The organism is Streptomyces sp. NPDC088730 (assembly GCF_044751215.1).
Taxonomy (GTDB): Bacteria; Actinomycetota; Actinomycetes; order Streptomycetales; family Streptomycetaceae; genus Streptomyces.
Genome location: NZ_JBIVLK010000010.1, coordinates 118,882 through 145,591 on the forward strand (window position 1 = coordinate 118,882; position 26,710 = coordinate 145,591).

Annotated in this window: 25 protein-coding genes, 1 pseudogene and 1 riboswitch; of the genes and pseudogenes, 8 read left to right on the forward strand and 18 right to left on the reverse strand. The window is 72.5% G+C overall.

The annotated features are described in order from the left end of the window. Positions 1-4: 4 nt before the first annotated feature. The 3 genes from ACIP89_RS26685 to ACIP89_RS26695 form a co-directional block, all read right to left on the reverse strand. Positions 5-301, reverse strand: coding sequence for a DUF4193 domain-containing protein (locus ACIP89_RS26685; protein WP_003965732.1), 297 nt, complete (start codon positions 299-301; stop codon positions 5-7). Between the two features lie 404 nt (positions 302-705). Beyond that, the gene (locus ACIP89_RS26690; RefSeq protein ID WP_401931280.1) at positions 706-1,941 is read right to left on the reverse strand and encodes a sensor histidine kinase; all 1,236 of its coding nucleotides are present in this window, start codon (positions 1,939-1,941) and stop codon (positions 706-708) included. 5 nt (positions 1,942-1,946) lie between these two features. Beyond that, a complete protein-coding gene (locus tag ACIP89_RS26695) occupies positions 1,947-2,600 on the reverse strand; it encodes a response regulator transcription factor (RefSeq protein WP_018551468.1) in 654 nt (217 codons plus the stop codon). Between the two features lie 394 nt (positions 2,601-2,994). Between ACIP89_RS26695 and ACIP89_RS26700 the strand changes: the two genes are divergently transcribed. Next, positions 2,995-3,168, forward strand: coding sequence for a hypothetical protein (locus ACIP89_RS26700; protein ID WP_185092415.1), 174 nt, complete (start codon positions 2,995-2,997; stop codon positions 3,166-3,168). Positions 3,169-3,285: 117 nt separating this feature from the next. Here ACIP89_RS26700 and ACIP89_RS26705 read toward each other — a convergent pair whose 3' ends face one another. Both ACIP89_RS26705 and ACIP89_RS26710 read right to left on the reverse strand, forming a co-directional pair. Further along, positions 3,286-4,104 carry an inositol monophosphatase family protein gene (locus ACIP89_RS26705; protein WP_401931673.1) on the reverse strand — a complete coding sequence of 273 codons (819 nt, stop codon included), beginning with the start codon at positions 4,102-4,104 and terminating at the stop codon, positions 3,286-3,288. A 39-nt stretch (positions 4,105-4,143) separates the two neighbouring features. After that, the gene (locus tag ACIP89_RS26710) at positions 4,144-5,271 is read right to left on the reverse strand and encodes a ferrochelatase (protein WP_402117149.1); all 1,128 of its coding nucleotides are present in this window, start codon (positions 5,269-5,271) and stop codon (positions 4,144-4,146) included. Here ACIP89_RS26710 and ACIP89_RS26715 point away from each other — a divergent pair. From ACIP89_RS26715 to ACIP89_RS26725, 3 genes are all read left to right on the forward strand, one after another. Continuing rightward, the gene (locus tag ACIP89_RS26715) at positions 5,270-5,440 is read left to right on the forward strand and encodes a hypothetical protein (RefSeq protein ID WP_401931273.1); all 171 of its coding nucleotides are present in this window, start codon (positions 5,270-5,272) and stop codon (positions 5,438-5,440) included. The genes ACIP89_RS26710 and ACIP89_RS26715 overlap by 2 nt on opposite strands. Positions 5,441-5,512: 72 nt before the next feature. Next, on the forward strand, positions 5,513-6,760 hold the full coding sequence (locus ACIP89_RS26720) for an MFS transporter (RefSeq protein ID WP_402117151.1): 1,248 nt from the start codon (positions 5,513-5,515) through the stop codon (positions 6,758-6,760). Further along, positions 6,717-8,039 carry a D-arabinono-1,4-lactone oxidase gene (locus tag ACIP89_RS26725; RefSeq protein ID WP_402117153.1) on the forward strand — a complete coding sequence of 441 codons (1,323 nt, stop codon included), beginning with the start codon at positions 6,717-6,719 and terminating at the stop codon, positions 8,037-8,039. The genes ACIP89_RS26720 and ACIP89_RS26725 overlap by 44 nt, the downstream gene beginning before the upstream one ends. A 13-nt stretch (positions 8,040-8,052) precedes the next feature. On the opposite strand, the gene ACIP89_RS26730 is transcribed toward ACIP89_RS26725, so the two are convergent. Next, on the reverse strand, positions 8,053-9,159 hold the full coding sequence (locus ACIP89_RS26730; RefSeq protein ID WP_402117155.1) for a hypothetical protein: 1,107 nt from the start codon (positions 9,157-9,159) through the stop codon (positions 8,053-8,055). Positions 9,160-9,655: 496 nt separating this feature from the next. Here ACIP89_RS26730 and sepH point away from each other — a divergent pair, with 496 nt between their 5' ends. Beyond that, on the forward strand, positions 9,656-10,714 hold the full coding sequence (gene sepH / locus ACIP89_RS26735; protein WP_401931267.1) for a septation protein SepH: 1,059 nt from the start codon (positions 9,656-9,658) through the stop codon (positions 10,712-10,714). A 103-nt stretch (positions 10,715-10,817) separates the two neighbouring features. Here the strand turns inward: sepH and ACIP89_RS26740 are convergent, their stop codons facing one another. Continuing rightward, positions 10,818-11,648, reverse strand: coding sequence for a sulfurtransferase (locus ACIP89_RS26740; protein ID WP_402117157.1), 831 nt, complete (start codon positions 11,646-11,648; stop codon positions 10,818-10,820). A gap of 233 nt (positions 11,649-11,881) precedes the next feature. Between ACIP89_RS26740 and ACIP89_RS26745 the strand changes: the two genes are divergently transcribed. Then, positions 11,882-12,658, forward strand: a complete 777-nt coding sequence (locus tag ACIP89_RS26745) for a VOC family protein (protein ID WP_401931263.1) — start codon at positions 11,882-11,884, stop codon at positions 12,656-12,658. A 57-nt stretch (positions 12,659-12,715) separates the two neighbouring features. On the opposite strand, the gene ACIP89_RS26750 is transcribed toward ACIP89_RS26745, so the two are convergent. Continuing rightward, complete coding sequence (locus ACIP89_RS26750) at positions 12,716-12,952, reverse strand: hypothetical protein (protein WP_402117159.1); 237 nt, start codon at positions 12,950-12,952, stop codon at positions 12,716-12,718. A gap of 112 nt (positions 12,953-13,064) precedes the next feature. Beyond that, positions 13,065-13,331 (reverse strand): GTP-binding protein, encoded by a 267-nt coding sequence (locus ACIP89_RS26755; protein WP_402117160.1) that lies wholly within the window; start codon positions 13,329-13,331, stop codon positions 13,065-13,067. Between the two features lie 102 nt (positions 13,332-13,433). On the opposite strand from ACIP89_RS26755, the pseudogene ACIP89_RS26760 reads away from it, so the two are divergent. After that, a pseudogene (locus tag ACIP89_RS26760) lies at positions 13,434-13,649 on the forward strand (DUF6390 family protein); the annotation flags it as partial. 39 nt (positions 13,650-13,688) lie between these two features. Here the strand turns inward: ACIP89_RS26760 and ACIP89_RS26765 are convergent. The 5 genes from ACIP89_RS26765 to ACIP89_RS26785 all read right to left on the reverse strand — a co-directional run bounded on the left by ACIP89_RS26765 (position 13,689) and on the right by ACIP89_RS26785 (position 21,049). Continuing rightward, positions 13,689-15,128 (reverse strand): LamG-like jellyroll fold domain-containing protein, encoded by a 1,440-nt coding sequence (locus tag ACIP89_RS26765; RefSeq protein WP_402117162.1) that lies wholly within the window; start codon positions 15,126-15,128, stop codon positions 13,689-13,691. A gap of 260 nt (positions 15,129-15,388) precedes the next feature. Then, complete coding sequence (locus ACIP89_RS26770; RefSeq protein WP_073737685.1) at positions 15,389-16,039, reverse strand: thymidine kinase; 651 nt, start codon at positions 16,037-16,039, stop codon at positions 15,389-15,391. A 51-nt stretch (positions 16,040-16,090) separates the two neighbouring features. Beyond that, entirely contained in the window at positions 16,091-17,278 is a 1,188-nt protein-coding gene (locus ACIP89_RS26775) for an alkaline phosphatase family protein (RefSeq protein WP_402117164.1), read from the reverse strand. Further along, positions 17,278-17,874: a DUF5998 family protein gene (locus tag ACIP89_RS26780; protein WP_024490532.1), complete on the reverse strand. Its 597-nt coding sequence runs from the start codon at positions 17,872-17,874 to the stop codon at positions 17,278-17,280. The genes ACIP89_RS26775 and ACIP89_RS26780 overlap by 1 nt, the downstream gene beginning before the upstream one ends. Positions 17,875-17,965: 91 nt before the next feature. Then, positions 17,966-21,049 (reverse strand): GNAT family N-acetyltransferase, encoded by a 3,084-nt coding sequence (locus ACIP89_RS26785; RefSeq protein WP_402117165.1) that lies wholly within the window; start codon positions 21,047-21,049, stop codon positions 17,966-17,968. 171 nt (positions 21,050-21,220) lie between these two features. Here ACIP89_RS26785 and ACIP89_RS26790 point away from each other — a divergent pair, with 171 nt between their 5' ends. Next, on the forward strand, positions 21,221-21,502 hold the full coding sequence (locus tag ACIP89_RS26790; RefSeq protein ID WP_401931246.1) for an HPr family phosphocarrier protein: 282 nt from the start codon (positions 21,221-21,223) through the stop codon (positions 21,500-21,502). Between the two features lie 211 nt (positions 21,503-21,713). On the opposite strand, the gene ACIP89_RS26795 is transcribed toward ACIP89_RS26790, so the two are convergent. The 4 genes from ACIP89_RS26795 to ACIP89_RS26810 all read right to left on the reverse strand — a co-directional run bounded on the left by ACIP89_RS26795 (position 21,714) and on the right by ACIP89_RS26810 (position 26,632). Beyond that, positions 21,714-22,424, reverse strand: a complete 711-nt coding sequence (locus ACIP89_RS26795; RefSeq protein ID WP_402117166.1) for a GntR family transcriptional regulator — start codon at positions 22,422-22,424, stop codon at positions 21,714-21,716. 222 nt (positions 22,425-22,646) lie between these two features. After that, the gene (locus ACIP89_RS26800) at positions 22,647-23,459 is read right to left on the reverse strand and encodes a M23 family metallopeptidase (RefSeq protein ID WP_401931250.1); all 813 of its coding nucleotides are present in this window, start codon (positions 23,457-23,459) and stop codon (positions 22,647-22,649) included. A gap of 12 nt (positions 23,460-23,471) precedes the next feature. Continuing rightward, a riboswitch (cyclic di-AMP (ydaO/yuaA leader) is annotated at positions 23,472-23,638 on the reverse strand. A 211-nt stretch (positions 23,639-23,849) separates the two neighbouring features. Then, entirely contained in the window at positions 23,850-25,232 is a 1,383-nt protein-coding gene (locus tag ACIP89_RS26805; protein ID WP_401931247.1) for a M16 family metallopeptidase, read from the reverse strand. A 26-nt stretch (positions 25,233-25,258) separates the two neighbouring features. Further along, positions 25,259-26,632, reverse strand: coding sequence for a M16 family metallopeptidase (locus tag ACIP89_RS26810; protein ID WP_401931235.1), 1,374 nt, complete (start codon positions 26,630-26,632; stop codon positions 25,259-25,261). Between the last annotated feature and the right edge of the window lie 78 nt (positions 26,633-26,710).

The window sequence follows — 26,710 nt, forward strand, 5'->3', positions numbered from 1 at the left end:
GACCTCAGTCGCAGTCGCGGCAGATCGGCTGGCCGTTCTTCTCACGGGCCAGCTGACTGCGGTGGTGCACGAGGAAACAGCTCATGCAGGTGAATTCGTCGGCCTGCTTGGGCAGGACCCTTACGGCCAGCTCTTCGTTGGACAGGTCTGCGCCGGGCAGCTCCAGTCCTTCGGCCGCGTCGAACTCGTCGACATCGACGGCCGAGGCCGTCTTGTCGCTGCGACGAGCCTTGAGCTCTTCAAGGCTGTCCTGATCGACGTCGTCGTCGGTCTTTCGTGGGGTGTCGTAATCCGTTGCCATGTCGCTCTCCCCCTCTGGGTGTCTGCGGTGTCTCAGCGCACGTAACGCGTGAGAGGCCGGACTTGTGCCCGACCCGAGGCGGAGATTTTGCCTCACATCAAGGTCTGTTACTCAATCGACACCCAAAAGGACCGCCTTGTAGCGATCTGCTTGGGTGGCGATGGGGACCGTACACGGTCCCGGCGGTGCCGTTGACCGGTACCACCCCGTGTACTTCCCGTGATAATGACCCCCGAAAACCCCGACTATTGGCGGATTTCCGGTGGGGGCCCTGATCACGGAGCGTGGACGGCCGGAAAATCGCTCTTGTGATCGATCACACACGGGCCGTCCGGGATCGGGTCCCGAAAATTCCGCTCAAAGCGAACAACATAATCCTCGCGCACATCGCTCCGCCCGGCCTGTCAGACAGGCAGTGAGACGCGCATCACAAGACCACCACCCTCGCGGGGCTCCGCGATGATACGGCCTCCGTGAGCGCGCGCGACGGACCTTGCGATCGACAGGCCCAGCCCCACCCCCTTGTCGCTGCCCGTCCGCTCGGTACGCAGCCGTCTGAAGGGCTCGAAGAGGTTGTCGATCTCGTACGCGGGCACCACGGGCCCCGTGTTCGAGACGACGAGCAGGGCCTGGCCCGGCAGGAGCTCGGTGGTGACCTCGACCCAGCCGTCGTCCGGCACGTTGTACCGCACCGCGTTCTGCACCAGGTTCAGCGCGATCCGCTCCAGCAGCACGCCGTTGCCCTGGACCACGGCCGGGGCCAGCTCACCGCGCGTCTCCACGCCCTTGGCCTCGGCCTCCGCACGGGTCTGGTCGAGCGCACGGGAGGCCACCTCCGCGAGGTCGACGGGTTTGCGCTCGACGATCTGGTTGTCGCTGCGGGCGAGCAGCAGCAGCCCCTCGACCAGCTGCTCGCTGCGTTCGTTGGTGGCCAGCAGCGTCTTGCCGAGCTGCTTGAGCTCCGGGGGCGCCTGCGGATCGGAGAGGTGGACCTCCAGCAGCGTGCGGTTGATCGCCAAGGGGGTGCGCAGCTCGTGCGACGCGTTCCCGACGAACCGCTGCTGCGCGGTGAAGGCCCGCTCCAGCCGTTCCAGCATGTCGTCGAAGGTGTCGGCGAGCTCCTTGAGCTCGTCGTCCGGACCGTCCAGCTCGATGCGCCTGGACAGGTCCGTGCCGGCGACCCGGCGGGCGATACGGGTGATCCGGCCCAGTGGCGAGAGCACCCGTCCGGCCATCCCGTATCCGAAGGCGAAGGCGATGACGCTCAGGCCCACCAGAGCCAGCAACGAGCGGTTGAGCAGGGTGTCGAGCGCCTGCTGGCGCTGGTGGTTCACGCAGGAGTTCATCGCGGCGTTGACGGCGTTGGGCGAGTTCCCCTCCCCCAGCAGGTTGCAGACGTTGCTGGACACATGGCCGTCGACGATCTTGAAGGGCAGCTCGCTGCCCACGTGCAGGGCCTGCGCGGCCAGCATGTAGATGATCGACAGCAGCAGGATGCCGGCGATCAGGAACATGCCGCCGTACAGCAGGGTGAGCCGTATCCGGATGGTCGGACGCAGCCAGGGGTACGGGGGCTCCTGCTGCTTGGGCTCCCAGGTGGGCTTGGGAGGCGCCGCCGCGGGCGGCTGGACGGTGGGCACCGGCGTCAGATCCGGTAGCCGGAGCCGGGCACGGTGACGATCACGGGCGGCTCACCGAGTTTGCGCCGCAGGGTCATGACGGTCACCCGGACGACGTTGGTGAAGGGGTCGGTGTTCTCGTCCCAGGCCTTCTCCAGGAGCTGCTCGGCCGAGACCACGGCGCCCTCGCTGCGCATCAGGACCTCCAGCACGGCGAACTCCTTGGGCGCGAGCTGGACCTCCTGATCGCCCCGGAAGACCTCGCGGCGGTTCGGGTCGAGCTTGATCCCGGCGCGTTCCAGGACGGGGGGCAGCGCGACGGTCGTACGGCGGCCGAGGGCGCGTACCCGTGCGGTCAGCTCGCTGAAGGCGAAGGGCTTGGGCAGATAGTCGTCGGCGCCGAGCTCCAGGCCCTCCACCCGGTCGCTGACATCCCCGGAGGCGGTGAGCATGAGCACCCGGGTCGGCATGCCCAGCTCGACGATCCGGCGGCACACGTCGTCGCCGTGCACCAGGGGGAGGTCCCGGTCCAGCACCACGACGTCGTAGTCGTTGACCTCGATGCGCTCCAGTGCCGCCGCACCGTCGTACACGACATCGACGGCCATGGCCTCCCGGCGCAATCCGGTGGCCACCGCATCGGCGAGCAGCTGCTCGTCCTCCACGACGAGTACGCGCACGGCGCTTCCTTCCTTAGAACTTCCACAACAGAGCCGCACAGTGTCCGAAAGCGACCGGTGGAACGTTCGAATCGGACCGCCGGCCGGTGATCCGGGCCGCACCCGGGCCCGGTCTGTGCGTCTCCATCCTGCCCGTAACGCGTATAAACCGGCGGTAAGACGGCGCGGTCCCACCTGCGGCTTCCCGGAAGGCGGTGGTTTTCCGGGCCAGTTGAGGTTTCTCTGAGGGTCGGGCTGGGGAGGACGATTCCACACCCGCGATCACGTCTCGTATGTGGCGTGCCACTGGCCCCTCCGTTCCTCCGGAGGCTGCGTGATCACCCGCCCTACCGCTTCGGCGGAGGGAAACCCGGGCACACCCCCGTGCCACCGACCCACGATGAGGGGGCGCCTCATGGACGCTTTCACCGCAGGTCTGCTGCAACGCATCCAGACCACCGAGTCCGACCTCACGAAAGCCCGCGAGACGGGCGACGACTTCCTCGCGGACGTCGAGCAGAGCGAGCTGGAGGATCTGCACCGCCTCGCTGCCGAGCACGGAGTCCACATCGGCGCCACAAGCGTCTGAGCCGTTACGAGAAGGCCCCGCGGTGCCGCACCGGCACAAGCGGGGCCTTCTCCGTTCCGACGCCGCCCACGGGCCGCACAGCGGCTTCCCGCGGGGAGCGGGCTGCTCACGGGCTGCTCAGTCGTGCCAGGCGCCGAGCTCCTCCAGCAGGGACTGCAGCGGTTCGAAGACGCCCGGTGACGCGGCCACCGTCAGACCGCCGTCGGCGGCCGCCCCCGGCCGCCCGCCGGTCAGCGCGCCGGCCTCCCGCGCGATGAGGTCGCCGGCCGCCAGGTCCCACGGGTGGAGGCCGCGCTCGTAGTAGCCGTCGAGGCGGCCCGCGGCGACGTCGCAGAGGTCGATCGCGGCGGACCCGCCACGCCGGATGTCCCGCAGCCGCGGGATCAGCACCCGGACCACGTCGGCCTGGTGCGCGCGGACGTCGGCCACGTAGTTGAAGCCGGTCGACACGAGCGCCTGGTCGAGCGGCGGCGCGGGCCGGCAGCGCAGCGCGGCACCGTCCCCGTAGGCACCGCCCTTCGCGTACGCGCCGCCGCCGAGGACCGCGTGGTAGGTCTCCCGGCGCATCGGGGCCTCCACGACGCCCACGACCCGCTCGCCGTCCCGTTCGGCGGCGATGGAGACGGCCCAGGTGGGCAGCCCGTACAGGTAGTTCACGGTGCCGTCGAGCGGGTCGATCACCCAGCGGACGCCGCTGCTGCCCTCGGAGCTGGCGCCCTCCTCCCCGAGGAAGCCGTCCCCGGGGCGGCGCTCGGACAGGAAGCCGGTGATCAGCTTCTCGGCGGCGATGTCCATCTCGGTGACGACGTCCACCGGGCTGGACTTGGTCGCGGCCACCCCCAGATCGGCGGGGCGTCCGTCGCGCAGCAGCGCGCCGGCCCGGTGGGCGGCGTCCAGGGCGAGGTCGAGCAGTTCGGACAGCAGGGGGTCGGTCACGGCGCTCCCGGAGGTGTGAGGGGTACGGATCGAATCGCTCTACACGTAGGGGCCGTCGGCGCCCGCGGCAGCCGGTCTGGGCGCACGGGCCGGGCAGCAGCCGGCCGGGCAGAGGTCGTGGCTCGGCCCGAGCGCCCCGAGGGCGCACCGCTGCGGGTCCCGGCCCTGTTCGGCGGCCGCGCGCTCCAGCACGAGTTCGCGCACCGCCGCCGCGAACCGCGGGTCGGCGCCGACGGTCGCGGACCTGCGGACCGGCAGGCCCAGCTCGGCGGCCTTCTCCGTGGCCTCGGTGTCGAGGTCGTACAGGACCTCCATGTGGTCCGAGACGAAGCCGATGGGCGCCATCACCACGGCGGGCACGCCGTCGCTGTGCAGCAGCTCCAGGTGGTCGCAGATGTCGGGTTCGAGCCACGGGATGTGCGGGGCACCGCTGCGCGACTGGTAGACGAGCTGCCAGGGGTACTCGACGCCGGTCCGCTCACGGACCGCCTCGACGATCACCCGGGCCACGTCGAGATGCTCCGCGACGTACGCGCCGCCGTCCCCGTGCGCCTCCCGCGGTCCGGAGGAATCAGCGGCAGCGGTGGGGATGGAGTGCGTGGTGAAGGCGAGGTGCGCCCCGGCCCGGACGTTCTCGGGCAGGCCGGCCAGGGAGGCGATCACACCGTCCACCATCGGCTCGACGAAGCCGGGGTGGTTGAAGTAGTGCCGCAGCTTGTCGACGCGCGGCACCGGCAGCCCCTCGGCCTCCAGGGCGGCCAGCGACTCGGCGAGGTTCTCGCGGTACTGCCGACAGCCGGAGTAGGAGGCGTAGGCGCTGGTCGCCAGGACGGCGACGCGACGGCGTCCGTCCCGGACCATCTCACGCAGGGTGTCGGTCAGGTAGGGGGACCAGTTGCGGTTGCCCCAGTAGACCGGCAGGTCGAGCCCGTGATCAGCGAAGTCCTTGCGCAGGGCGTCGAGCAGCGCCCTGTTCTGGCCGTTGATCGGGCTGACGCCGCCGAACAGGAAGTAGTGCTTGCCGACCTCCTTCAGCCGCTCCTCGGGGATACCCCGGCCGCGGGTCACGTTCGCCAGGAACGGAACCACGTCGTCCGGGCCTTCGGGGCCCCCGAAGGAGAGCAGCAGCAGGGCGTCGTAGGGAGCGGGCTCACGCAGATCGGACATGGCATCGATCCTGCCACCCGCCTCCTCCGCCGCGCCCACCGACATCCGCCCCGCACCGGTGCCGGCCTCCCCGGCCGGGCCCACCGGCATCCGACGCCGCACGGCCGCCGGCCCCCGCGGCCTGGCCGGTGTCCCGCCCGTCACGGCGCCCGCCGACGGTCACGGGTGAGGACGTAAGCTGTGCAGGCCGTATTCACCCCTGACACCGCGTGTGACCGCACCACGCGTACCGGAGTACCCCGTGCCCAGTCCCTATCGCGCGATCTTCGCCGCCCCCGGCTCCAAGGGGTTCTCCTCCGCCGGCTTCCTCGGCCGGATGCCGTTGTCCATGATGGGCATCGGCGTGGTGACCATGGTTTCCCAGCTGACCGGCCGCTACGGACTGGCGGGCGCGCTCTCGGCGACGCTGGCGATGGCCGCGGCGGTGGTGGGGCCGCAGATATCCAGGCTGGTCGACCGGCACGGGCAGCGCCGGGTGCTGCGCCCGGTGACCCTCGTCGCCCTGGCGGCCGTGGCCGGTCTGCTGGTCTGTGCGCAGCAGGGGCTGCCGGACTGGACCCTGTTCGTGTTCGCGGCCGGCGCCGGCTGCGTCCCCAGCGTCGGCTCGATGGTCCGGGCCCGCTGGGCGGAGATCTACCGGGGCTCCGCGCGGCAGCTGCACACCGCGTACTCGTGGGAGTCCATCGTCGACGAGGTGTGCTTCATCTTCGGTCCGATCATCTCGATCGGGCTGTCCACCGCCTGGTTCCCCGAGGCGGGTCCGCTGCTGGCCGCCGGCTTCCTGCTGGTCGGCGTCTTCTGGCTGACCGCGCAGCGGGCCACAGAGCCGGTGCCGCATCCGCACGCACGGCACACCAGGGGCTCGGCGCTGTCCTCCCGCGGCCTCCAGGTGCTCGTGGTGACCTTCGTGGCGACCGGTGCGATCTTCGGGGCGATCGACGTGGTGACGGTGGCCTTCGCGGAGGAGCGCGGCCACAAGGCCGCGGCGAGCCTCGTACTCGCCGTGTACGCGCTGGGCTCCTGCCTCGCCGGGGCGGTGTTCGGCCTGCTGCACCTGAAGGGCAGGCCGTCCGGCCGGTGGCTGGTGGGAGTGTGTGCGATGGCCGTGAGTATGATCCCCCTCCAACTGGCCGGGAACCTGCCGTTCCTGGCCGTGGCGCTCTTTGTCGCGGGCCTCGCCATCGCACCGACGATGGTCACCACCATGGCCCTCGTCGAACAGCACGTACCGCGCACGAGACTGACCGAGGGCATGACCTGGACCAGTACCGGGCTCGCCGTAGGTGTGGCGCTCGGCTCCTCGGCCGCCGGCTGGGTGGTCGACGCGTCCGGGGCGAAGGCGGGGTACGCGGTGCCCGCGGTGGCGGGGGCGATCGCGGCCGCGGTGGCGTTCCTGGGGTACCGCCGGCTCAGTGGGCCGGTTCCTATGGAAGGGCGCGGGGAAGATGACCGACACCTACGCACGGACGGCGACAAGCGCGTGGCGTAACTGGGCGGGAAACGTCACCGCCCGTCCGGTACGGACCGTGTCACCCGCCTCGGTGGACGAGCTGGCCGAGGAGCTGCGCAGGGCCTCGGAGGACGGGCTGAAGGTGAAGCCGGTGGGCACCGGCCACTCCTTCACCGCGACCGCGGCCACCGACGGGCTGCTGATACGTCCGGAGCTGCTCACCGGCATCCGGAAGATCGACCGCGCGGCGATGACGGTGACCGTCGAGGCCGGCACCCCGCTGAAGCGCCTCAACACCGCGCTGGCGCGCGAGGGCCTCTCGCTCACCAACATGGGCGACATCATGGACCAGACGGTCGCCGGGGCCACCTCCACCGGTACCCACGGCACCGGGCGGGACTCGGCGTCGATATCCGCGCAGATCCGCGCCCTGGAGCTGGTCACGGCGGACGGCACGGTGCTGACCTGCTCGGCGACCGAGAACCCGGACATCTTCGCCGTCGCCCGGATCGGGCTCGGCGCCCTGGGCGTCATCACCGCGATCACCTTCGCCGTGGAGCCGGTCTTCCTGCTGACCGCCCGCGAGGAGCCGATGGCCTTCGACCGGGTCACAAGTGACTTCGATCAGCTGGTGACGGAGAACGAGCACTTCGAGTTCTACTGGTTCCCGCACACCGGCAACTGCAACACCAAGCGCAACAACCGCAGCGCGGGCCCCGCCGCCCCGCCCGGAAAGGTCAGCGGCTGGATCGAGGACGAGCTCCTCTCCAACGGGATCTTCCAGGCGGCCTGCGCCGTCGGCCGGGCGGTGCCCGCCACGATCCCCTCGATCGCCAAGCTCTCCAGCCGCGCCCTGTCGGCCCGCACCTACACCGACATCCCGTACAAGGTCTTTACCAGCCCGCGCCGAGTGCGGTTCGTGGAGATGGAGTACGCCCTGCCGCGCGAGGCGGCCGTCGAGGCGCTGCGCGAGGTCAAGGCGATGGTGGAGCGTTCACCGCTGCGGATCAGCTTCCCGGTGGAGGTGCGGACCGCCCCCGCGGACGACATAGCGCTCTCCACGGCCTCGGGCCGGGAGAGCGCGTACATCGCCGTCCACCTCTACCGGGGCACGCCCTACCGGTCGTACTTCACCGCGGTGGAGCGGATCATGACCGCCCATGAGGGCCGCCCGCACTGGGGCAAGGTCAACACCCGTGACGCCGGCTACCTCGCCGGGGTGTACCCCCGCTTCGGGGAGTTCACCGCGGTCCGGGACCGGCTGGACCCGGACCGCCTGTTCGCCAACGACTACCTGCGCCGGGTCCTGGGCGACTGACCGCCGCGCCCGCTCACTCCCCGGTGCCGGTGCCGGTGCCGGCTGGCGGGTCCTGCTGCGCCGGGGCGCTGCCCGTGCCCGCCGGGTCGGGGGCGGTGCTGCCGCCGTCGCCGGTCTCCGACGGGGTGGGCGTGGGCGCCGGCGGCGCCGGGTCGGCCGCGGAGTCCGACGGGGTGGGCGTGGGTGCCGGGTCCGTCGCCGGGCTCTCGCCCCGGTCCGTCTCCGGGCTCCGGCTCTGTCCGCCCGGCTCCTGGCCGGTGCCGGGAGTGGAGCTGCCGCTCCGGTCCGGGGCGGGCCGGTCGTCCTGGCCGGGGTCCGAGCTGTGCGAAGGCGCCGGGTCCGCGGGCGCCGATCCGCGCTCGCCGCGTACGACGGAGCCCACGGTGGTCCCCTGACCACCGCTCAGGTCGTTGCCCGAGACCAGCTCGAACGTGGTGATCCCGGCCATCGAGACGGCGAACACCACGGCCGCCCCGAGCGCCGAGCGCTTCCAGCCGCGGATCCGGGTGCCGTGCGTGGTCGCCTGCGTGAACTCCTCGTCCCCGGCCCCGGGGGCCGTGGTGAGCGGCGGGTTCGCGTCGACCGCTCTGATCAGCTGGGTGCGACCGGGGTCCTGCGACACCTTGCGCAGGACGGTGGTGGCGTCCACGGCGCGCAGGACGGTGGTGGCGTCCGGCTCCAGGGGCGCGGTGGCCGCCGCGTCCGGCCGGCGCGGGGGCGTCGTGGCGTCCGTCGCGGGCGGCACCGCGGCCGCGTCGGCAGATCCGGCCGCCTCACGCAGGGCGACATGCGTCTCGGGGGTCCCCCACGTCCCGTCCGCGTCACCGGCATCACGCGTCTGGCGCGTGTGCACGGTCACCTCGCGGTCCGGGTGCTTCACCTGGACCGTGACCTCGCGGATCTGCTCACCCGTACGACGGAAGAAGTGCTGGAAGACCGAGCCCCCGCAGGTGGCCACGATGCTCATCACCCCGGCGCCCAGAATCGTTCCGTACACGCCTAGTTGCGAGGCCGCCACCGCCGCCGCGACCGCCGCGACGGCACTGCCCGCGACCTGGGGCAGGCTGAGATCGATCCGCCTTTCTCTGGGTTCTATGTCACTTTCCGGCTTCTGCACCATTTCCAGCCCTTGATTGACATCGCTCCCACCATGCAACAGAAGGGACATTTGAGCGAAGCCGATAGTTCCGCTTACGGTGATTCTGTGAAGCAGGACACGCGCGGGGGACATCCCCCCTCCAACGGGGCGGCTCAACTCCCGTACCTCGCGAGAACTTCAGCAGCGTGGCGGTCCACCCACATGGCCCGAATGGAGTACTGTGGCGAGCCCTGGGGCCGGACTCCCGCGTAGAAGTCCGGAACCTTCGGGAGGGGGCCGAAGGAGGCACTCGATCCGGCGGCGCCGCGGCATCGCACGGGGGCCGGCTGCACAGAGTGATCAACTGTTACTGTGTGTTGTGCAAGAGGTCACCGTGCCATACCGGCGATCACGGGCTCACGCCCGACACGCCGGGCAACACGGCAATGTTGTGGCAGGCTGCACCCGGGCAGGTCACACTCGACTAGCGGAAGCAGCGACGCACGTGACGTCGGCAGGCACCACCCGGGAGGTCCCCATGCCCGAACTGCGTGTCGTGGCCGTCTCCAACGACGGCACACGACTGGTGCTCAAGGCTGCAGACAGCACGGAGTACACCCTCCCGATCGACGAGCGGCTGCGAGCCGCCGTGCGCAACGACCGCGCACGGCTCGGCCAGATCGAGATCGAGGTGGAGAGCCACCTCCGGCCCCGCGACATCCAGGCCCGGATAAGAGCCGGCGCGTCGGCGGAGGAAGTCGCCCAGTTCGCCGGCATTCCGGTCGACCGTGTCCGCCGCTTCGAGGGTCCCGTGCTCGCGGAGCGCGCCTTCATGGCCGAGCGCGCCCGGAAGACTCCGGTGCGCCGTCCGGGCGAGAACACCGGACCCCAGCTCGGTGAGGCGGTGCAGGAGCGCCTCCTGCTGCGCGGCGCCGACAAGGAGACCGTCCAGTGGGACTCCTGGCGCCGCGACGACGGCACCTGGGAGGTCCTCCTGGTCTACCTGGTCGCCGGTGAGCCGCACTCCGCGAGCTGGACGTACGACGCCCCGCGCCGGCTCGTCCAGGCGGTGGACGACGAGGCGCGCTCGCTGATCGGCGAGACCGATGACGTCGCCGCGCCCGAACCGAGCTTCCCGTTCGTCCCGCGCATCGCCCGGCTGCCGCGCGACCGGCCGCTGGACCGCGCCCTGGACCGCCAGATCGAGCGCCCCGCGCCGCCTCCGGCCCCGGAGCCGGAGGAGCGCATCGGCGGGGTCACGGCGAGCGAACGCGATTCGCTCACCAGCCTCCTGGAGGCCGTACCCAGCTTCCGGGGCGACATGGTCGTACCGGAGCGCCCCGCACCGCCCGAGCCGCCGGCGATCGAACCGGCCGCGCAGGAGCCGGAGGCCGAGGAGCCCCCGGCCGCCTCCGCGGGCGCCGGTTCCGCCTACGCGGATGTGCTGATGCCCCGCGCGGTGGCCGGTCACCGCGACCGGCTGACCGGCACGACCGACCGGCAGGCCGAGGCGGACGGCGTCCGGCCGGGCCGCCGGGCCGCGGTGCCGAGCTGGGACGAGATCGTCTTCGGCACGCGCCGCAAGAAGCAGGACTGACCGGGGTGACCGCGGCATGAAGGGGGCCCGTGCGCGCTCGCGTACGGGCCCCTTCACGCTGCGTGGACGGAACCCCGACCCCCGGTTACGTCCCGTTGTCCCGTTACCGGGGGTCGGGGCCCGTGGCGACCGGCCGGGTCTCGTCGGCCGACCACTGCGACCAGGAACCCGCGTAGAGAGCGCCGGTGAACCCGGCGACCTCCAGGGCCAGCACCTCGTGCGCGCCCGAGACCCCGGAGCCGCAGTAGACGCCGACATCCACGGCGTCCCCGTCGGCGCCCAGTCCGGTGAAGCGTGCGGCCAGCTCCTCAACGGGCAGGAAGCGCCCGTCCGCCCCGACGTTCTCCACCGTGGGGGCCGAGACCGCGCCGGGGATGTGCCCGCCCACCCGGTCGATCGGCTCCACATCGCCCCGGTAGCGCTCGGCGGCCCGTGCGTCGAGCAGCAGACCCGAGCGCGCCAGGGCCGCCGCGCCGTCCGCGTCCAGCAGCGGCAGCGCCCCCGGCTCGGGAACGAAGTCGCCCTCGGCGGGGGCCGGGGTCTCCTTGGACAGCTCGCCGGTCCAGGCCGCGAGACCGCCGTCCAGCACCCGGACGTCCCGGTGCCCGGTCCAGCGCAGCAGCCACCAGGCGCGGGCCGCCGCCCAGCCCTGGCCGCCGTCGTACACGATCACCGAGCTGTCCCGGCCGACCCCGGCGCGGCGCATCACGGCGCCGAACTCAGCCGGGTCTGGCAGCGGGTGGCGGCCTCCGCTGCCCGCCGGGCCGGCGAGTTCGCTGTCCAGATCCACGTAGACCGCCCCGGGGATGTGACCGGCCTCGTAGTCGGGCCGGCCGGGCGGGCCGCCCAGTTGCCAACGTACGTCCAGGAGCACCGGCGGCCGAGGCCCCGCCGACTCGCTCACATATTCGGATGCGGAGATGATGGGCTTCATGGGAGCCATCCTCGCGCAGTGGCCTGCCAGCCCGTAACAACAACGAAATGGTCGTACCGGCACAAAGCGGAACCTCGTCCGTCGAGATCACGGAAAGTGCGGCGCGGCCGGGGCGCATCGAGCGCCGGGTGGTGCGAGCATCTGCACGGGGCGTACACATCCCGTACCGCACGACGGCGCGCAGGCCCCGTTCCCCCGTACGGCCACCACGATGGTCCGAGGAGATAGTGACGATGACCGAGGCTGCCGCTCGGCGTACACCCGGAACACCTTGCTGGGTGAGTCTGATCGTGCACGGCCTGGACACGACCCAGAACTTCTACGCCGAACTGTTCGGCTGGGAGTTCGGACCGGGCCCGGAGCAGCTGGGCCCGTACGTCCGGGCGCTGATCGACGGCGAGGAGGTGGCCGGCATCGGGCAGCTCTCCCCCGACCGGCACCTGCCGATCGCCTGGACGACCTACCTGGCCACCGACGACGCCGACCTCACGGCGGAGACGATCCGTGCCTGCGGCGGCACGGTCGGTGTCGGGCCGCTGGACGCGGGCGAGGCCGGCCGGATGGCCATCGCCTCCGACCCGGGCGGAGCCGTCTTCGGGATCTGGCAGGCCGGCCGGCACATCGGCACCTCGCTGGCCGGAGCGCCGGGAATGCCGGTCTGGAACGAGCTGGTGACCCGGGAGACGGCGACGGTCGCCAAGTTCTACCAGGCGGTCTTCGGCTACAGGACGGAGGCCGTGGTCTCGGCCGACTTCGACTACCAGACCCTGCACCTGGACGGCCGGCCGGTGGCGTCGCTGCACGGCGTCGGCCACGGCCTGCCGAGGGACCGCGGCCCGCACTGGATGACGTACTTCGAGGTCGCGGACACCGACGAGGCCGCACGGCGCGTGGTGGAGCTCGGCGGGCACATCCTCCAGGCCCCCAGGGAGGGTGCCTCCGGGAGGGTGGCGCTGGTCGCCGACCCCGAGGGCGCCGCGTTCACCATCGTGCGGTCCGCGAAGCACTGACACGGAGGCAGGCGGGGGCCGGCGGCCGCGTCGGTCCCCCGTTCCCGGCGGCGGGCGCTACCGCTGCGCCGCGAGCCAGTCGTACCAGTGGCTCAGGCCCTCGCCGGTGGTCGCGGAGACCGTCAGCACGCGCACGTCCGGGTTGGCCGAGCGCGCGTGCCGCGTGCACTGGTCGACGTCGAAGTCGACGTGGGGCAGCAGGTCGGCCTTGGTGACCGGGATCAGGTCGGCGGCGGCGAACATGTACGGGCACTTCAGCGGCTTGTCCGTGCCCTCGGTGACCGAGATGATCACGGCCTTGGCTCGCTCGCCCCGGTCGAAAAGGGCGGGCAGACCGGGTTCCCGGCGTCCTCCGCCATGAGCAGCGAGCCCTGGGCCGGGGACAGCGCGGTGAGCGCGTCCCGCATCATCTCCGCGTCAGGTGGCAGCCCGCCCCGGTGTTCACCTGCGCCGCGGCGCAGCCGGTGCGGCCGATCCGGTCGGCGTCGAGCCGGGTCTCCTGATCGCCCTCGACGCCGGCCACCGGGCGGCGGGCGGCGAGATCCGTGATGGTGCGTTCGAGCAGCGTGGTCCTGCCGGCGCCGGGTGAGCTCATCATGGTCACCGCTACGACGCCGCGCTCCGTCATCCACGTCCGGTTGCGCTCCGCGAGGAGGTCGTTCCTGGCGAGCACCCCGCTGCTCGATGGTGACGGTCTGGACGGCGCCGCCCGGCTGAGGGCCCGCGTGCGGGTGCGGGTGGGGATGCGCGTGGGGGTGCGGATAGCGCCGGTGACTGGCAGGACGAGCCGGTGCGCCTCGCGGCCGGCGGGCGGACGCTGATCGACGGCGTCCGCCCCGGTGACCGGGTGGCGCTGCACTGGGACTGGGTGTGCGATGTGCTCACCGATGAACAGGCCCTGCGCGTCGAGTCCTTCGAGGCGCGCACCCGCACCGGGCCGGGCCTGCCCGTCGGGCGGGACCGGCCCGGTACGGGCGCGCCGGTCTCCTGAGCCGGAGCCTGCGGACGGTGCCCGGCCCCGTGGCTCCGGTCAGAGCGAGTTGATCTCCTCCGCTGACAGCACCCCGGCCCAGGTGCGCACCTCGTCGATGTCACCGTCGAGGTGGTGGGCCCCCACGCCGTCGGCCGCCGAGTCCCGGCCGGCCTGGAGGAACCGCGCGGCCTCCCAGGCGTCTGCCGCCGCGTACGGCGCGCTGTCGGCGAGGGTGCCGTCGATCCAGAGCTGAACGTCGCCGGCCTTCGCGTCGTACTGGAGCAGCAGGGTCTGGGTGCCGCCCGGCGCGGGTCCGCCGAGCTGTGTCGTGGCGGCGTCCGGCTCGTCGGAGTGGGCGAGGAGGGCCTGCCAGGTCCGGTCGGCCGGGCGGTAACGGAGCGTGAAGGCGTCCGCCTGCCAGCCGTTCTGTGCGAGCACGGCCATGTCGCGGTCGGGGGTGCCGTGCAGCCGGACCTTCGCGGAGACGGCCCAGCTCTTCCCGGTGTCGAGCGGCGGGATGTCGCTTTCGAGATAGTCGCCGTCGCCGTCCAGCGAGACGCTGCCGGTCCCCGCCAGCGCGTCATCGGTGCTGATGTGGGCGTCGCCGCCCAGCAGGAAGTCCGCGCGGTGGTCCACTTCGGGGATGATCGTCAGCCCGTCGCAGCAGGTCTCGGCGCTCTCCATCGGCCAGTAGGCCCTGAGCCACGGCTTGCGGCGGCCGAGCTCGGCGAGTTCGGCCGGGTCGATGGCGGAGTCCCACAGCCTGACGTCCGCGAGGCTGCCCCGCCACCGCTTCGACCGGTCGTTCCCGTCCCGCCCCATCACGAAGTTCCACAGGGCGGTGTCCTCGGGCACGGCCGCCTCCCCGGCGGCTACCGCGGCGCCGTCCACGTAGAGCCGCGCGGTGCCGGTGGCGGGTTCGTAGACCCCGGCGAGGTAGGCCCACTCGCCCGCCCGCGGGGTACCGCCGGTGACCCGGCTCTCGCCGTCGGCCGAGGGCAGCGTGAAGCTCCAGACGGGATTCCCGGCGGCGTCGGTGGTCGTGCCGAGGGAGAAGTTGGCCGTGCTGCTGATGCCGGACTGGGTGATGGCCGTCGTGTCCCGGCCGGTCTCCTCGGGGAGCACCCACACCCCGGCGGTGAAGGCGTGGGTGGTGTCCACGGCCGTACCGTCCGTGTTCAGGTAGCTGAAGTCGCCCCCGTCGAAGTACGCGGCGCCGGGCATGTTGCCGTGGGGCCCCTGGTCTCCGAACCGGACGCCGGGGCCGGGCAGCCCCCGGTAGGGCCCCGCCCATGCGGCGGCCCGCTGGGAGCGGTTGGGGTCGTCGAGCCGCCACGCGGCCACCGGCGGGGTCTCCGTCGCGACCGCGGACCGCCCGCCGGCCGGGGGCCGGGGCGTCAGGTGGTCGTCGGCGGCCGACGCCGAGGGTGTCGCGGTGACGGCCGCCGACAGCAGTGCGGCGACCAGAGCGGTGCGAACCGCGAATCCGACGTGCAAGGTCCCTCCCGATGTGTGATGAGGGTGGGCAGAGCTCTCCCCGGCACACATCAGCCGTCCCGGCACCGGCCCGGCCACCCCCGTACAATCCCCGACTCTAGAACAGGAGTTCGGTACCGCGAAGGATGGGCATGGCCGGTTTTCGGCCGTCGGTTGCCGGAACCGTTGCGCCACGGATCACCCCGGCAGCCGGGCACGGCGAAACCGGCCGAAAATCGGCCATCGGTGCCAGTCGCCTCCTTGCGAAGGCGGACCCGGTGTCAGGCGGACGACACCGGCAGGACATCGGGTGAGAGCGCACCCGCCCGAGCGGACGCGGCGGTCACCCGGCGCGAGTGGTGGCGGCGGCAGAGGACCTCGTAACCGACCTCGCCCGCTTGGCGGTTCACATCACCGACCACGACCTGAGCGCCCTCGACGACCATCTCGCCCTCTATCGTCCGGGCGTTGTGCGTCGCACGCGCCCCGCACCAGCACAGGGCCTCGACCTGAAGCTGCTCGACCCGGTCCGCCAGCTCGATCAGCCGCTGCGAACCGGGGAACAGCTTCGTACGGAAGTCCGTGGTGATCCCGAAGGCGAAGACGTCCATCTCCAGGTCGTCCACGACACGGGCCAGTTGATCGATCTGGTCCGGGGCCAGGAACTGCGCCTCGTCCACGATCGCGTAGTCGACCCTGGCGCCCTTCGAGAGCCGGGCCACCACGTAGGCGTACAGGTCCATCCCCTCGTCCGCCTCGACCGCGTCCGTCACCAGACCCAGCCGGGAGGAGAGTTTGCCCTCCCCCGCCCGGTCGTCCCGGGTGAAGATGACGCCCTGGAGGCCCCGCGCGGACCGGTTGTGCCCGATCTGGAGTGCGAGTGTGCTCTTCCCGCAGTCCATGGTTCCGGAGAAGAACACCAGCTCGGGCATGAGGGGTCGAGCACCTTTCGGGACGGGCGGGGAGGGATACGGGGACCGGGGCTACGAGCGTACTTCGAGGAGCGGTACGAGCTGCTCGACGGGGGTCATCGAGCCGTGCATGCCCACCATCGCGGACTCGTGGGGCTCGTTGTCGGTAGCGGTGATCACCACGTCGTCGTGGGCCGCCGCGACCACGTCACCGATCCGGCCGAGGACGCGCTCGTCGACGTGGGGGCCGAACCAGCCCGACGCGACGGCCTCGTCCCGGCTCGCCACCCAGAACTGCTCGCCCAGCACCTCGCGCCAGACGGCCAGCACGTCGGCCTCCGCGCCCGGGACGGCGTACACATGCCGGGCGCGGCCCTCGCCGCCGAGCAGCGCGACGCCCGCGCGCAGCTCCCAGTCCTCGTCGAAGTCGATCCGGGACTGCTCGTCGAACGGGATGTCGATCATGCCGTGGTCGGCGGTGATGTACAGCGCAGAGCGCGGCGGGAGCTGCTCCGCCAGCCGCCTGGCCAGTCCGTCCACGTGCATCAGCTGGCCGCGCCAGGCGTCGGAGTCGACGCCGAAGCGGTGCCCCATGCCGTCGACCTCGCTGTAGTAGGTGTAGACGAGCGAGCGGTCACCGGCGGCCAGCCGTTCGGCCGCGACGTCCATCCGGTCCTCGCCGGTCAGCCGGCCGAGGAAGGAGCCGCCGCTGAGCGCGACCTTGGTGAGCGGGGTCTGCTCGAAGGCCGGCGCGGAGACCTGGGCGGTGCGCACTCCGGCGGCGTCGGCGAGGGTGAAGACGGTGGGGTGCGGCTGCCAGGCCTTCGGCTCCGACCAGGGCCGCCAGCGCAGCTGGTTCATCAGCGCGCCGGTCGCCGGATTGCGCACGGTGTAACCCGTGAGGCCGTGCTCGCCCGGCGGCAGCCCGGTACCGACCGAGGCCAGCGAGGTCGCGGTGGTCGCCGGGAAGCCCGCCGTGATCGGACGGCCCGTACCGCCGCGCGAGGTGGGCAGCAGCGAGTGCAGGAAGGGCGCCTCGTCGGGGTGGGAGCGGATCTGCTCCCAGCCGAGGCCGTCGATCAGGAAGACGCAGTTGCGGTCGGCGGGGGTGAGCTCCGCGATCGCGGGCGTGAAACCCGCCACCCCCTGCCCCGCGACGAGCGTGGGCAGCAGATCGGCCAGCGAGCCGCTGCCGTACTCGGGCACCGGGGCGGTGTCGATGTCCAGTGGTACCGGGTCCTGCCAGGCCGGCTGGGCCATCAGCGGTCGGCCGCGGCGGTCGCGGCTGTGGCCTCGGAGAGCGCCTGGGCGAAGGCGAGGGTCTGGCGCACGGTGTCGGGGCCGTCGCCGGCCTCGCTGACCCGCAGGCTCAGGTCGTCGGCGGTGGAGCTGCCGGTGTAGCCGTGGTCCGCCTCGCAGTTGGGGTCGCCGCAGGCGGCGGGCTCCAGGTCGATCCGGGAGACCGCGCCCCAGCCGATGGTCAGGACGACCTCGCGGGGCAGCGTGCCGGGCACGTACTTCTCCGGGTTGGCCACCACGCGGCTCACCACGACCGAGGAGATCCGGTCGAGCTTGACCGACTCGGTGGAGGTGGTGGCGTAGGGCGTCGGGGAACTGGTGTCGGCGTTCTGCTCGTCGGTGTGGCTGACGACGAAACGGTTGTCCGTCAGCACCAGGACGGTGACGTGCCGGCGCACCTCGTTGGAGTCGAAGGTGGTCTCCTGGTGCACCAGGTACGAAGCGACCGGCTCACCGCCCACGGCGGCCTCCACCGCCTCGGCCACGAGGGCCGGGTAGTAGCCACTGCGCTCGATCGCCGCGCGCAGCCCCTGGGTCGTCGTACCGGTCTTAGCCATACGGACCATCCTACGGGGGGCTGGTGGCTGCCGGGGACGTCCTGCCCGCCCCGCACCGGACGGCGTCCGGGGGCGGCGCGGGCCCCGCGGGTCAGTAGTTGGAGAGCCGGCGGGGGCCGAGGTCGGTACGGGCCGGGGGCGGCGAGAGCCGGACGCTCGCTCCGAGGACCGTCAGCCCCTGGGTGGCGACCACCACGGGTTCCAGGGCCACGGCGACCACCTCGGGGTGGTCGTCGACCAGCAGCGAGACCCTGAGCAGCAGTTCTTCCAGCGCCGCGGTGTCCACGGGCGCGGAGCCGCGCCAGCCGAAGAGGACCGGGGCGGCCCGGATCGAGCGGATCAGCTCGGCGGCGTCCCGGTCGGTGGCCGGAACCAGCCGGTGGGCGGTGTCGCCGAGCAGCTCGGAGGGCGCGCCCGCCAGCCCGAAGGAGAGGACGGCGCCCGCGGCCGGGTCGATCGTGGCCCGTACGACGGTGTCGACACCGCGCGGGGCCATGGCCTGCACCACGGGCCGCAGTTCGGCGGGCTTGCCCAGCAGGTCCGTCAGTTCGCCGTACGCGCGGCGCACGGCGGACTCGGTGGCGAGGTCCAGCCGGACACCGCCGAGGTCGGCACGGTGGCGCAGATGGGGTGCGGTGGTCTTCAGCGCGACCGGGTAGCCGAGCCGCCCGGCGGCGGTGACGGCCGCCTCCGCGTCGGGGGCCGGCAGCGTCGGCCGGACGGTGATGCCGTAGCAGGCCAGCAGCTCGCGGGCCTCGTCGGGCGGCAGGGGCCTGCCGCGCGGATCGGGGTCATCGCCCAGAGCCGCGTCGATACGGGCTGCCGCGCCCGCCTCGTCGATGGTGTCGTCGAGGAACTCGGGCACCTTGCCGGGGACCGCCGCCTGGCGCCGCCACTGGGCGTACTTCACGGCTTCGGAGAGCGCCCGGACGGCGCGTTCCGCGGCCGGGTAGGCGGGAATCCGGCCGGCGGCGCGGACTCCGGGTCCGGCCGCCCCGAACGCGGTGTCCGTACCGCCGAGGGGCACAGGCGACACCGGGGGCGGTGTCGTGGCCGGGGATGCTGCTGGGGTGGCGGGTGCTGGCGTGGTGGCGGGTGCTGCTGGGGTGGTGGGTGCCGCCGTGGCGGGTGGTGCTGGCGTGGTGGTGGGTGCCGCCGTAGCGGGTGGTGCTGGCGTGGTGGGGGGTGCTGTTGTAGCGGAAGGGGCTGGTGCGGCGGTGGATGCCGTCGTGGCGGGTGTGGCCGGGGGGCGGCCCGGCGCCGGGCCGGACGGCTGCGCCGGGGCGGGGCGCTGCTGGGCCACCGTGCTGGTGGCCGCCGCCAGGGCCTCCGCGAGGCCGCCGATCTCCACGTGGACGACGGCCACCGGCTTGGCCGGACCCGCGGCGGCCGCCGTGTGCAGCGCGGTGGCCAGCACCTCGCCGTCGCCCTGTTCCGCCTCTCCGTCCTCGCCCACCCAGGGGATCGCCGTCACGATCACCGCGTCGCAGCCCTCGTCGGCCAGCGCCTCGGCCAGCGCGTCCCTGAAGTCCTGCGGGGTGGCGGCCGTGGTGAGGTCGCGCGGCGGGCGCGGGCGCAGCCCCTCGGCCAGGCAGGCGTCGTACGTGAGCAGCCCGAGGGATTCGGAGTTGCCGAGGATCGCGACGCGGCCGCCCGCCGGGAGCGGCTGGTCCGCCAGGAGGAGGCCCGCGTCGACCATCTCGGTCACCGTGTCGACGCGGATCACGCCCGCCTGCCGCATCAGCGCGGAGACGGTGGCGTCCGGGATCCGGCTGACGGGCACGGCGTGGCCCGGCGGGGTGGAGCCGCTGTGCCGGGCGCCCTTGACCACGACCACCGGCTTCACGGCCGCGGTGCGCCGGGCGAGGCGGGTGAACTTGCGGGGGTTGCCGAGCGATTCGAGGTACAGCAGGGCGACATCCGTGTCCGGGTCCTCGTACCAGTACTGGAGGAAGTCGTTGCCGGAGATGTCGGCGCGGTTCCCGGCCGAGATGAAGGTGGAGAGTCCCGCGCCGCGCCGGTAGAGCCCGGAGAGCAGGGCGATCCCGATCGCGCCGGACTGGGTGAACAGGCCGATGCGCCCGGAGGCGGGCCGTTCCGGGGCGAGTGAGGCGTTCAGCCGGACCGCCTCGGAGTTGTTGATGATGCCGAAGGCGTTCGGGCCGATGATGCGCATGCCGTACGAGCGGGCCTGGCGCACCAGTTCGCGCTGCCGTTCGCGGCCCTCCGCACCCCACTCGGCGTATCCGGCGGAGAGGACGACGAGGCCCTGGACGCCGTGTTCCCCGCAGTCCGCGACGGCTTCCGGCACCCGCTCGGCGGGGACGGCGACGACGGCGAGGTCGACCGGTTCACCGATCTCGCCGAGGGAGCGGTGGGCGGGCACCCCGTCGATGGTGTCCTGGTCCGCGGCCAGGGCGCTGTTCACCGCGTAGGCGCGGCCGGTGAAGCCCGCGCCCAGGAGGTTGCGCAGGACGGTGCGGCCGACGCCGCCCGGGTTGCGCCCCGCACCGATGACGGCGACGGAGCCCGGGGCGAGCAGCCGCTGCACGGACCGCGCCTCTGCCCGCTGCTCGCGGGCGCGCTGGACGGCGAGCGACTCGGCGGTCGGTTCGAGGTCGAGGGTGAGGTGGACGGAGCCGTCCTCGAAGCTGCGCTGCTGGGTGTATCCGGCGTCCCGGAAGACCTTGATCATCTTGTTGTTGGCGGGGAGCACCTCGGCGGCGAAGCGCCGGATGCCGCGCTCCCGGGCAACGGCCGCGATGTGTTCGAGGAGGGTGGAGGCGACCCCGCGGCCCTGGTGCGCGTCCTGGACGAGGAAGGCGACCTCGGCCTCGTCCGCCGGGGCCGAGGCCGGCCTGCCCGTGGCGTCGATCCGGTCGTAGCGGACGGTGGCGATGAACTCGCCGCCCACCGTGACGGCGAGTCCCACCCGGTCGACGTAGTCGTGATGGGTGAAGCGGTGGACGTCCTTGGCGGAGAGCCGGGGGTAGGGGGCGAAGAAGCGGTAGTACTTCGACTCGTCGGAGACCTGCTCGTAGAAGCTGACCAGCCGTTCGGCGTCGTCCGTGGTGATCGGCCTGATCCGGGCGGTGCCGCCGTCGCGGAGCACCACGTCCGCCTCCCAGTGGCCGGGGTAGGCGTGATGCGGACTCTGCTCCACAGAGGGCTCCATGGGCAAAGCGTACGGCTCCGCCAGCGGTCGCGTGGGGGCCGGGGCCGGGGCAGTCTGGGGTGGCCGGCCTACGGCGGAAGCGGTCCGCGGACGGGCCGCGGACCGGCCGGAGCATCGCGCACTGCATGAGAGACTGGTCTAGACAACCATTGATTCGTGAAGGGCAGAACCATGGCTGAGCGCCGCGTCAACGTCGGTTGGGCCGAGGGCCTGCACGCCCGCCCCGCATCCATCTTCGTCCGTGCCGCCACGGCCTCCGGCGTCCCCGTGACCATCGCCAAGGCCGACGGCAACCCGGTGAACGCCGCGTCCATGCTCGCGGTGCTCGGGCTCGGTGCCCAGGGCGGCGAGGAGATCATCCTCGCGTCCGAGGCCGACGGCGCCGACGACGCCCTGGACCGTCTGTCCAAGCTGGTCGCCGAGGGGCTCGACGAGCTCCCGGAGACCGTCTGATCCGACGGTCACGACCGCCTGGAATTCCTGCGCAAGAGCCGCGGCACCCCCGACCGGGAGCCGCGGCTTTTGCGTTCGCGCGAGAATGCCGCCCGTAGCGGCCCATATGGTCCGGCCACCGGAAATGATTCAGGACGGCGAGCAGAACAACGGAATGGGCAGCACCAGGAATGCTTCGGCGAATAGCTACTTCTTGTATACGGCGTAATTGTTAATGACGGCCGCCCTGGGTGTTTACGGCATGTTGCGAAGTCCTCACCCGGCCGGCCCGGGGTACGGCCGCGGCGCCGGGACGGCCGGGGCGGCGCAGCCGGTGCGCGGCCGTGGCCCGCTCGGCGTGCTGGGCGGCGAGCGCCCTCGCCCGTTCCGCGTCGCCGCGTGCCACGGCGTCCACGATGGCCCCGTACTCGGCCCAGGAGTCGGCGGGGCGGGCCGGCGGGTCGACCGCGTACATCCAGGCGATCTTGTGCCGGAGCTGGGTGAGCAGGGCGATCAGGCCGGGGCTGCCGGAGGCCTGGGCGAGGGTCTCGTGGAACCAGCCGCCCAGTGAGCGCAGGTCCTCGCCCTCACCCCGGCGGGCCCGCTCCTGGCCCAGCCTGACCAGGCCGCGCAACACCTTGAGGTGGGCGTCGGTGCGGCGCTGGGCGGCACGGGCCGCACCGAGCGGTTCCAGCAGCATCCGGACCTCAAGCAGGTCCGCCGCCTCCTGCTCGTCGGGCTCTGCGACGCAGGCCCCGGCATGCCTGCGGGTGACCACGAAGCCCTCGGACTCCAGGGTGCGCAGCGCTTCACGCACCGGGACGCGGGAAACCCCGTAACGGCGTGCGAGCACTTCCTCGGTGAGCCGGCTGCCGCGTTCGAAGACACCGGAGACGATGTCGTCACGGATTGCCGTGCATACCGAATGCGCCGGAATGCGCATGTCCGAACCTCCGCCTTAATCCCCGCGAAACGCGGCCGATCGACGCCTGTCCTGTGACTCTATTGCAATGCGGACGCATTTCCGATGCCGGGCGGAAATTCATGAATATCTTTTGGCCGCGGACGGGTTCGGGGAAGGGGTGCCGCGCCGCGGTCCGGCGGCCGGGTACGGCCGAAGGCCCCGGCGGGTCGCCGGGGCCTTCGGTGGGGTGCTCAGCGTCGGTCAGACGGTGACGCCGTGGGCGCGCAGATAGGCGACCGGGTCCATGTCGGAGCCGTACGACGGGGTGGTGCGGGCCTCGAAGTGGAGGTGCGGGCCGGTGGTGTTGCCGGTGGCGCCGGAGAGGCCGATCCGCTGCCCCTGGCCGACGCTCTGGCCGACGGAGACGGCGATCGAGGAGAGGTGGCCGTACTGGGTGTACGTGCCGTCCGTCATCCGGAGCACGATGTTGTTGCCGTACGCGCCGCCCCAGCCGGCCTCGACGACCGTACCGGCGCCGACGGCGACGACGGAGCTGCCGGACGCGGCGTGGAAGTCGATGCCGGAGTGACTGCCGGAGGACCACAGGGAGCCGCTGGACTTGTAGCCGGTGCTCACGTAAGAACCCGCGACGGGCAGCTGGAAGGTGCCCAGCCGGGCGCGCTCGGCGGAGCGGGCGGCACGCGCCTCGCTCTCGCGGGCCTCCCTGGCCTTGGCTGCGGCCCTGGCCTTCTTCGCCTTCGCCTCGGCCTTCTTCTTCGCGTCGGCCTTGGCCTTCGCCTTCGCCTTGGCCTTCGCCTCGGCGGCGGCGTCGGCCTGGTGCCGCTGTGCGTCCGCCTGGGCGTCGATCCGGTCGGCCAGGTCGCCCTCGATGGCGACGATCTGGGAGAGGCCGGTGTCGGCGGCGGGGGCCTCGGTGTCCGCGGCGAGCGCCGGGGAGGCCAGGGAACCGATGACACCGGTGGTCGCCAGGGTCGCGATACCGACGGCCTTCGCGCCGCGACGCGTCAGACGGCTCGGGGCACGGTGCTTCCCCGTGGCACGGGTGAACGCCATGAAGTGGCTGGTCCTTTCCTTCCTTCTCGCCTACCGGGTTAGCTGACGGGTTCGGAGCAGGAAGGTCTCCTACGGAGTCCCGGCCTCGTGGAGGCACGGACATCCGATTCACCCCAGGGACTGCACGGGTCCCCGGCTCCCCGGGCTCGCGCCTGACGGGGACTCGGCGATGACTGCCCGGTACGTCGCGGATGCGGCATACGAGTGACGGACAGCCGGGCCGACGCTAAACGGGGGCACTTCCCCGCACCAAACGGACAGGCGGTTTTGTAGCGCATCCCACAGGGCAGACAGGCAACCTCTCCACCAAAGGGGACAAAAGGGAAGGCCCTGGCGGCGGACGGCCCGCCAGGGCCTCGCTCCCGCCCCGCTGCCGGGGACGGTGGCAGATCAGCCGGTGACGACCGAGACCTCTCCGATGCCGAGAGCCGCGACGGGCTCCTTGATCTGCGCGGCGTCCCCGACCAGGACCGTGACCAGCCGGTCCTGCGGGAAGGCGTTGACCACGGCAGCCGTCGCCTCCACCGTGCCGGTCTCGGCCAGGCGCGCGTACAGCTGCGCCTGGTAGTCGTCCGCGAGGTGCTGCTCGACCTGGTCCGCGAGGGTGCCCGCGACGGAGGCGGCCGTCTCGAACTTCAGCGGTGCCACGCCCACGAGGTTCTGCACGGCCGTCTCGCGCTCGGCGTCCGTCAGGCCCTCCGCGGCCAGGGTCCGGAGCACCTTCCACAGGTCTTCCAGCGCCGGTCCGGTGGACTCCGTGTCCACCGAGCCGCTGATGGCGAGCATCGCGGCGCCGGTCGCCCCCGAGGCGGAGTCCGGGGCCGAGGAGCGCAGCACCTGGGCGAAGGCGCGCACGCCGTACGTGTAGCCCTTCTCCTCACGCAGCACCCGGTCGAGCCGGGAGGTCAGCGTGCCGCCCAGGCAGTACGTGCCGAGCACCTGGGCCGGCCAGACGCTGTCGTGCCGGTCGGCGCCGATCCGGCCGATCAGCAGCTGGGTCTGCACCGCTCCGGGGCGGTCCACGATGACCACCCGGCCGGTGTCGTCGGCGGTGATCGGCGGGACCGGCCGGGACGCGGCGGTGTTGCCCGACCAGTCGCCCAGGGTGTCGGAGAGCAGGGCGTCCAGGTCGATGCCGGTGAGGTCGCCGACGACCACGGCGGTCGCGGTGGACGGGCGGACGTGGGCGTCGTAGAAGGCTCGCACGGCCGCGGAGTCGATCCGCTCGACGGTCTTCTCGGTGCCCTGGCGCGGGCGCGACATGCGGGCCGTGGCCGGGAAGAGCTCCTTGGAGAGCTGCTTGGCCGCGCGCCGCGCGGGGTTCGCCTGCTCGTGCGGGATCTCGTCGAGCCGGTTGTTCACCAGCCGCTCGATCTCGCTGTCCGAGAAGGCCGGTGCCCGCAGCGCCTCCGCGACCAGGCCGAGCGCCTTGGCCAGCCGGGAGGCGGGAACCTCCAGGGAGACCCGGACACCGGGGTGGTCGGCGTGGGCGTCCAGGGTGGCGCCGCACCGCTCCAGCTCGGCGGCGAACTCCTCCGCGCTGTGCTTGTCGGTGCCCTCCGACAGGGCGCGCGACATGATCGTGGCCACCCCGTCCAGACCCTCGGGTTCGGCGTCGAGCGGGGCTTCGAGGAAGACCTCGACGGCGACGACCTGCTGGCCGGGGCGGTGGCAGCGCAGCACCGTGAGGCCGTTGGGCAGGGCACCGCGCTCGGGCGCGGGGAAGGCCCAGGGCCTGGCCGTCCCGGGGGCGGGCTGGGGGTGGTACTCCATCGAAACTCCAGTCACGGCAGCGTCGCTCACTTGTCCGCCCCTTCGTGCGCGTCGGTGTCGTCGGCGGCGGTCTCCGCCTCGTCTGCGGGCTCCGCGGGCTCGACCGGCTCGTAGACCAGCACCGCCCGGTTGTCGGGGCGCAGCTGGGCCCTGGCGGCCGCCCGGACCTCCTCCGCGGTGACGTCGAGCACCCGGTGCACCGCGGTCAGGGCGAGCTGCGGGTCACCGAACAGCACGGCGAACCGGCACAGTTCGTCGGCGCGGCCCGCGACCGTACCGAGCCGGTCCAGCCACTCGCGCTCCAACTGGGCCTGGGCGCGCTCCATCTCCTCGGGCGAGGGGCCCTCCTCGGCGAACCGGGCGAGCTCCTCGTCGACCGCGGACTCGATCTGCGCCACCTCGACGCCGCCGGACGTCTTGACGTCCAGCCAGCCGAGCGAGGGCGCACCGGCCAGCCGCAGCAGCCCGAATCCGGCCGCGACGGCCGTCCGGTCGCGGCGGACCAGCCGGTTGTGCAGCCGGGACGACTCGCCGCCGCCCAGCACGGTCAGCGCGAGATCCGCGGCGTCGCACTCCCGGGTGCCGTCGTGCGGCAGCCGGTAGGCGGCCATCAGCGCACGCGCCGGGACCTCCTCGTGGACCTCCTCGCGCAGCTCGCCGCCGATGATCTCGGGCAGCGAGCCGTCCCTGGGCGGCTGCTTGCCGTCGTGCGAAGGGATGGTGCCGAAGTACTTCTCGATCCAGGCGAGCGTCTGCTCGGGGTCGATGTCACCGACGACCGAGAGCACCGCGTTGTTGGGCGCGTAGTTCGTACGGAAGAAGGACCGCGCGTCGTCGAGGGTCGCCGCGTCCAGGTCCGCCATCGACCCGATCGGGGTGTGGTGGTACGGGTGGCCCTCCGGGTACGCGAGGGCCGTCAGCCGCTCGAAGGCGGTGCCGTAGGGGACGTTGTCGTACCGCTGCCGGCGCTCGTTCTTGACGACGTCCCGCTGGTTCTCCATCGACTCCTCGTCGAGCGCGGCGAGCAGCGAGCCCATCCGGTCGGCCTCAAGCCACAGGGCGAGCTCCAGCTGGTGCGTGGGCATCGTCTCGAAGTAGTTGGTCCGCTCGAAACTGGTGGTGCCGTTGAGCGAGCCGCCGGCGCCCTGCACCAGCTCGAAGTGGCCGTTCCCCTTGACCTGGCCCGAGCCCTGGAACATCAGGTGCTCGAAGAGGTGAGCCAGACCGGTGCGTCCCTTGACCTCGTGGCGCGAGCCGACGTCGTACCAGAGGCACACCGCGGCGACCGGGGTCAGATGGTCCTCGGAGAGCACCACGCGCAGGCCGTTGGCCAGACGGTGCTCGGTCGCTGTCAAGCCGCCGGAGCCGGCCTGGGCTGTGGCCGTGTGACCCATGGGCATGTACGTCCCTTCGATCGCGATACTGGATGTGATGCGAGACCTGCCACTGTAAGCAAGCGCACCGACACCTGGCGAAGT

Coding starts and splice junctions, on each gene's coding strand:
- ACIP89_RS26685 (WP_003965732.1), bottom strand. CDS start 301: ATGGCAACGGATTACGACACCCCACGAAAGACCGACGACGACGTCGAT.
- ACIP89_RS26700 (WP_185092415.1), top strand. CDS start 2,995: ATGGACGCTTTCACCGCAGGTCTGCTGCAACGCATCCAGACCACCGAG.
- ACIP89_RS26715 (WP_401931273.1), top strand. CDS start 5,270: ATGGCATCGATCCTGCCACCCGCCTCCTCCGCCGCGCCCACCGACATC.
- ACIP89_RS26710 (WP_402117149.1), bottom strand. CDS start 5,271: ATGTCCGATCTGCGTGAGCCCGCTCCCTACGACGCCCTGCTGCTGCTC.
- ACIP89_RS26725 (WP_402117153.1), top strand. CDS start 6,717: ATGACCGACACCTACGCACGGACGGCGACAAGCGCGTGGCGTAACTGG.
- ACIP89_RS26730 (WP_402117155.1), bottom strand. CDS start 9,159: ATGGTGCAGAAGCCGGAAAGTGACATAGAACCCAGAGAAAGGCGGATC.
- sepH (WP_401931267.1), top strand. CDS start 9,656: ATGCCCGAACTGCGTGTCGTGGCCGTCTCCAACGACGGCACACGACTG.
- ACIP89_RS26740 (WP_402117157.1), bottom strand. CDS start 11,648: ATGAAGCCCATCATCTCCGCATCCGAATATGTGAGCGAGTCGGCGGGG.
- ACIP89_RS26745 (WP_401931263.1), top strand. CDS start 11,882: ATGACCGAGGCTGCCGCTCGGCGTACACCCGGAACACCTTGCTGGGTG.
- ACIP89_RS26770 (WP_073737685.1), bottom strand. CDS start 16,039: ATGCCCGAGCTGGTGTTCTTCTCCGGAACCATGGACTGCGGGAAGAGC.
- ACIP89_RS26775 (WP_402117164.1), bottom strand. CDS start 17,278: ATGGCCCAGCCGGCCTGGCAGGACCCGGTACCACTGGACATCGACACC.
- ACIP89_RS26780 (WP_024490532.1), bottom strand. CDS start 17,874: ATGGCTAAGACCGGTACGACGACCCAGGGGCTGCGCGCGGCGATCGAG.
- ACIP89_RS26785 (WP_402117165.1), bottom strand. CDS start 21,049: ATGGAGCCCTCTGTGGAGCAGAGTCCGCATCACGCCTACCCCGGCCAC.
- ACIP89_RS26790 (WP_401931246.1), top strand. CDS start 21,221: ATGGCTGAGCGCCGCGTCAACGTCGGTTGGGCCGAGGGCCTGCACGCC.
- ACIP89_RS26795 (WP_402117166.1), bottom strand. CDS start 22,424: ATGCGCATTCCGGCGCATTCGGTATGCACGGCAATCCGTGACGACATC.
- ACIP89_RS26800 (WP_401931250.1), bottom strand. CDS start 23,459: ATGGCGTTCACCCGTGCCACGGGGAAGCACCGTGCCCCGAGCCGTCTG.
- ACIP89_RS26805 (WP_401931247.1), bottom strand. CDS start 25,232: ATGGAGTACCACCCCCAGCCCGCCCCCGGGACGGCCAGGCCCTGGGCC.
- ACIP89_RS26810 (WP_401931235.1), bottom strand. CDS start 26,632: ATGCCCATGGGTCACACGGCCACAGCCCAGGCCGGCTCCGGCGGCTTG.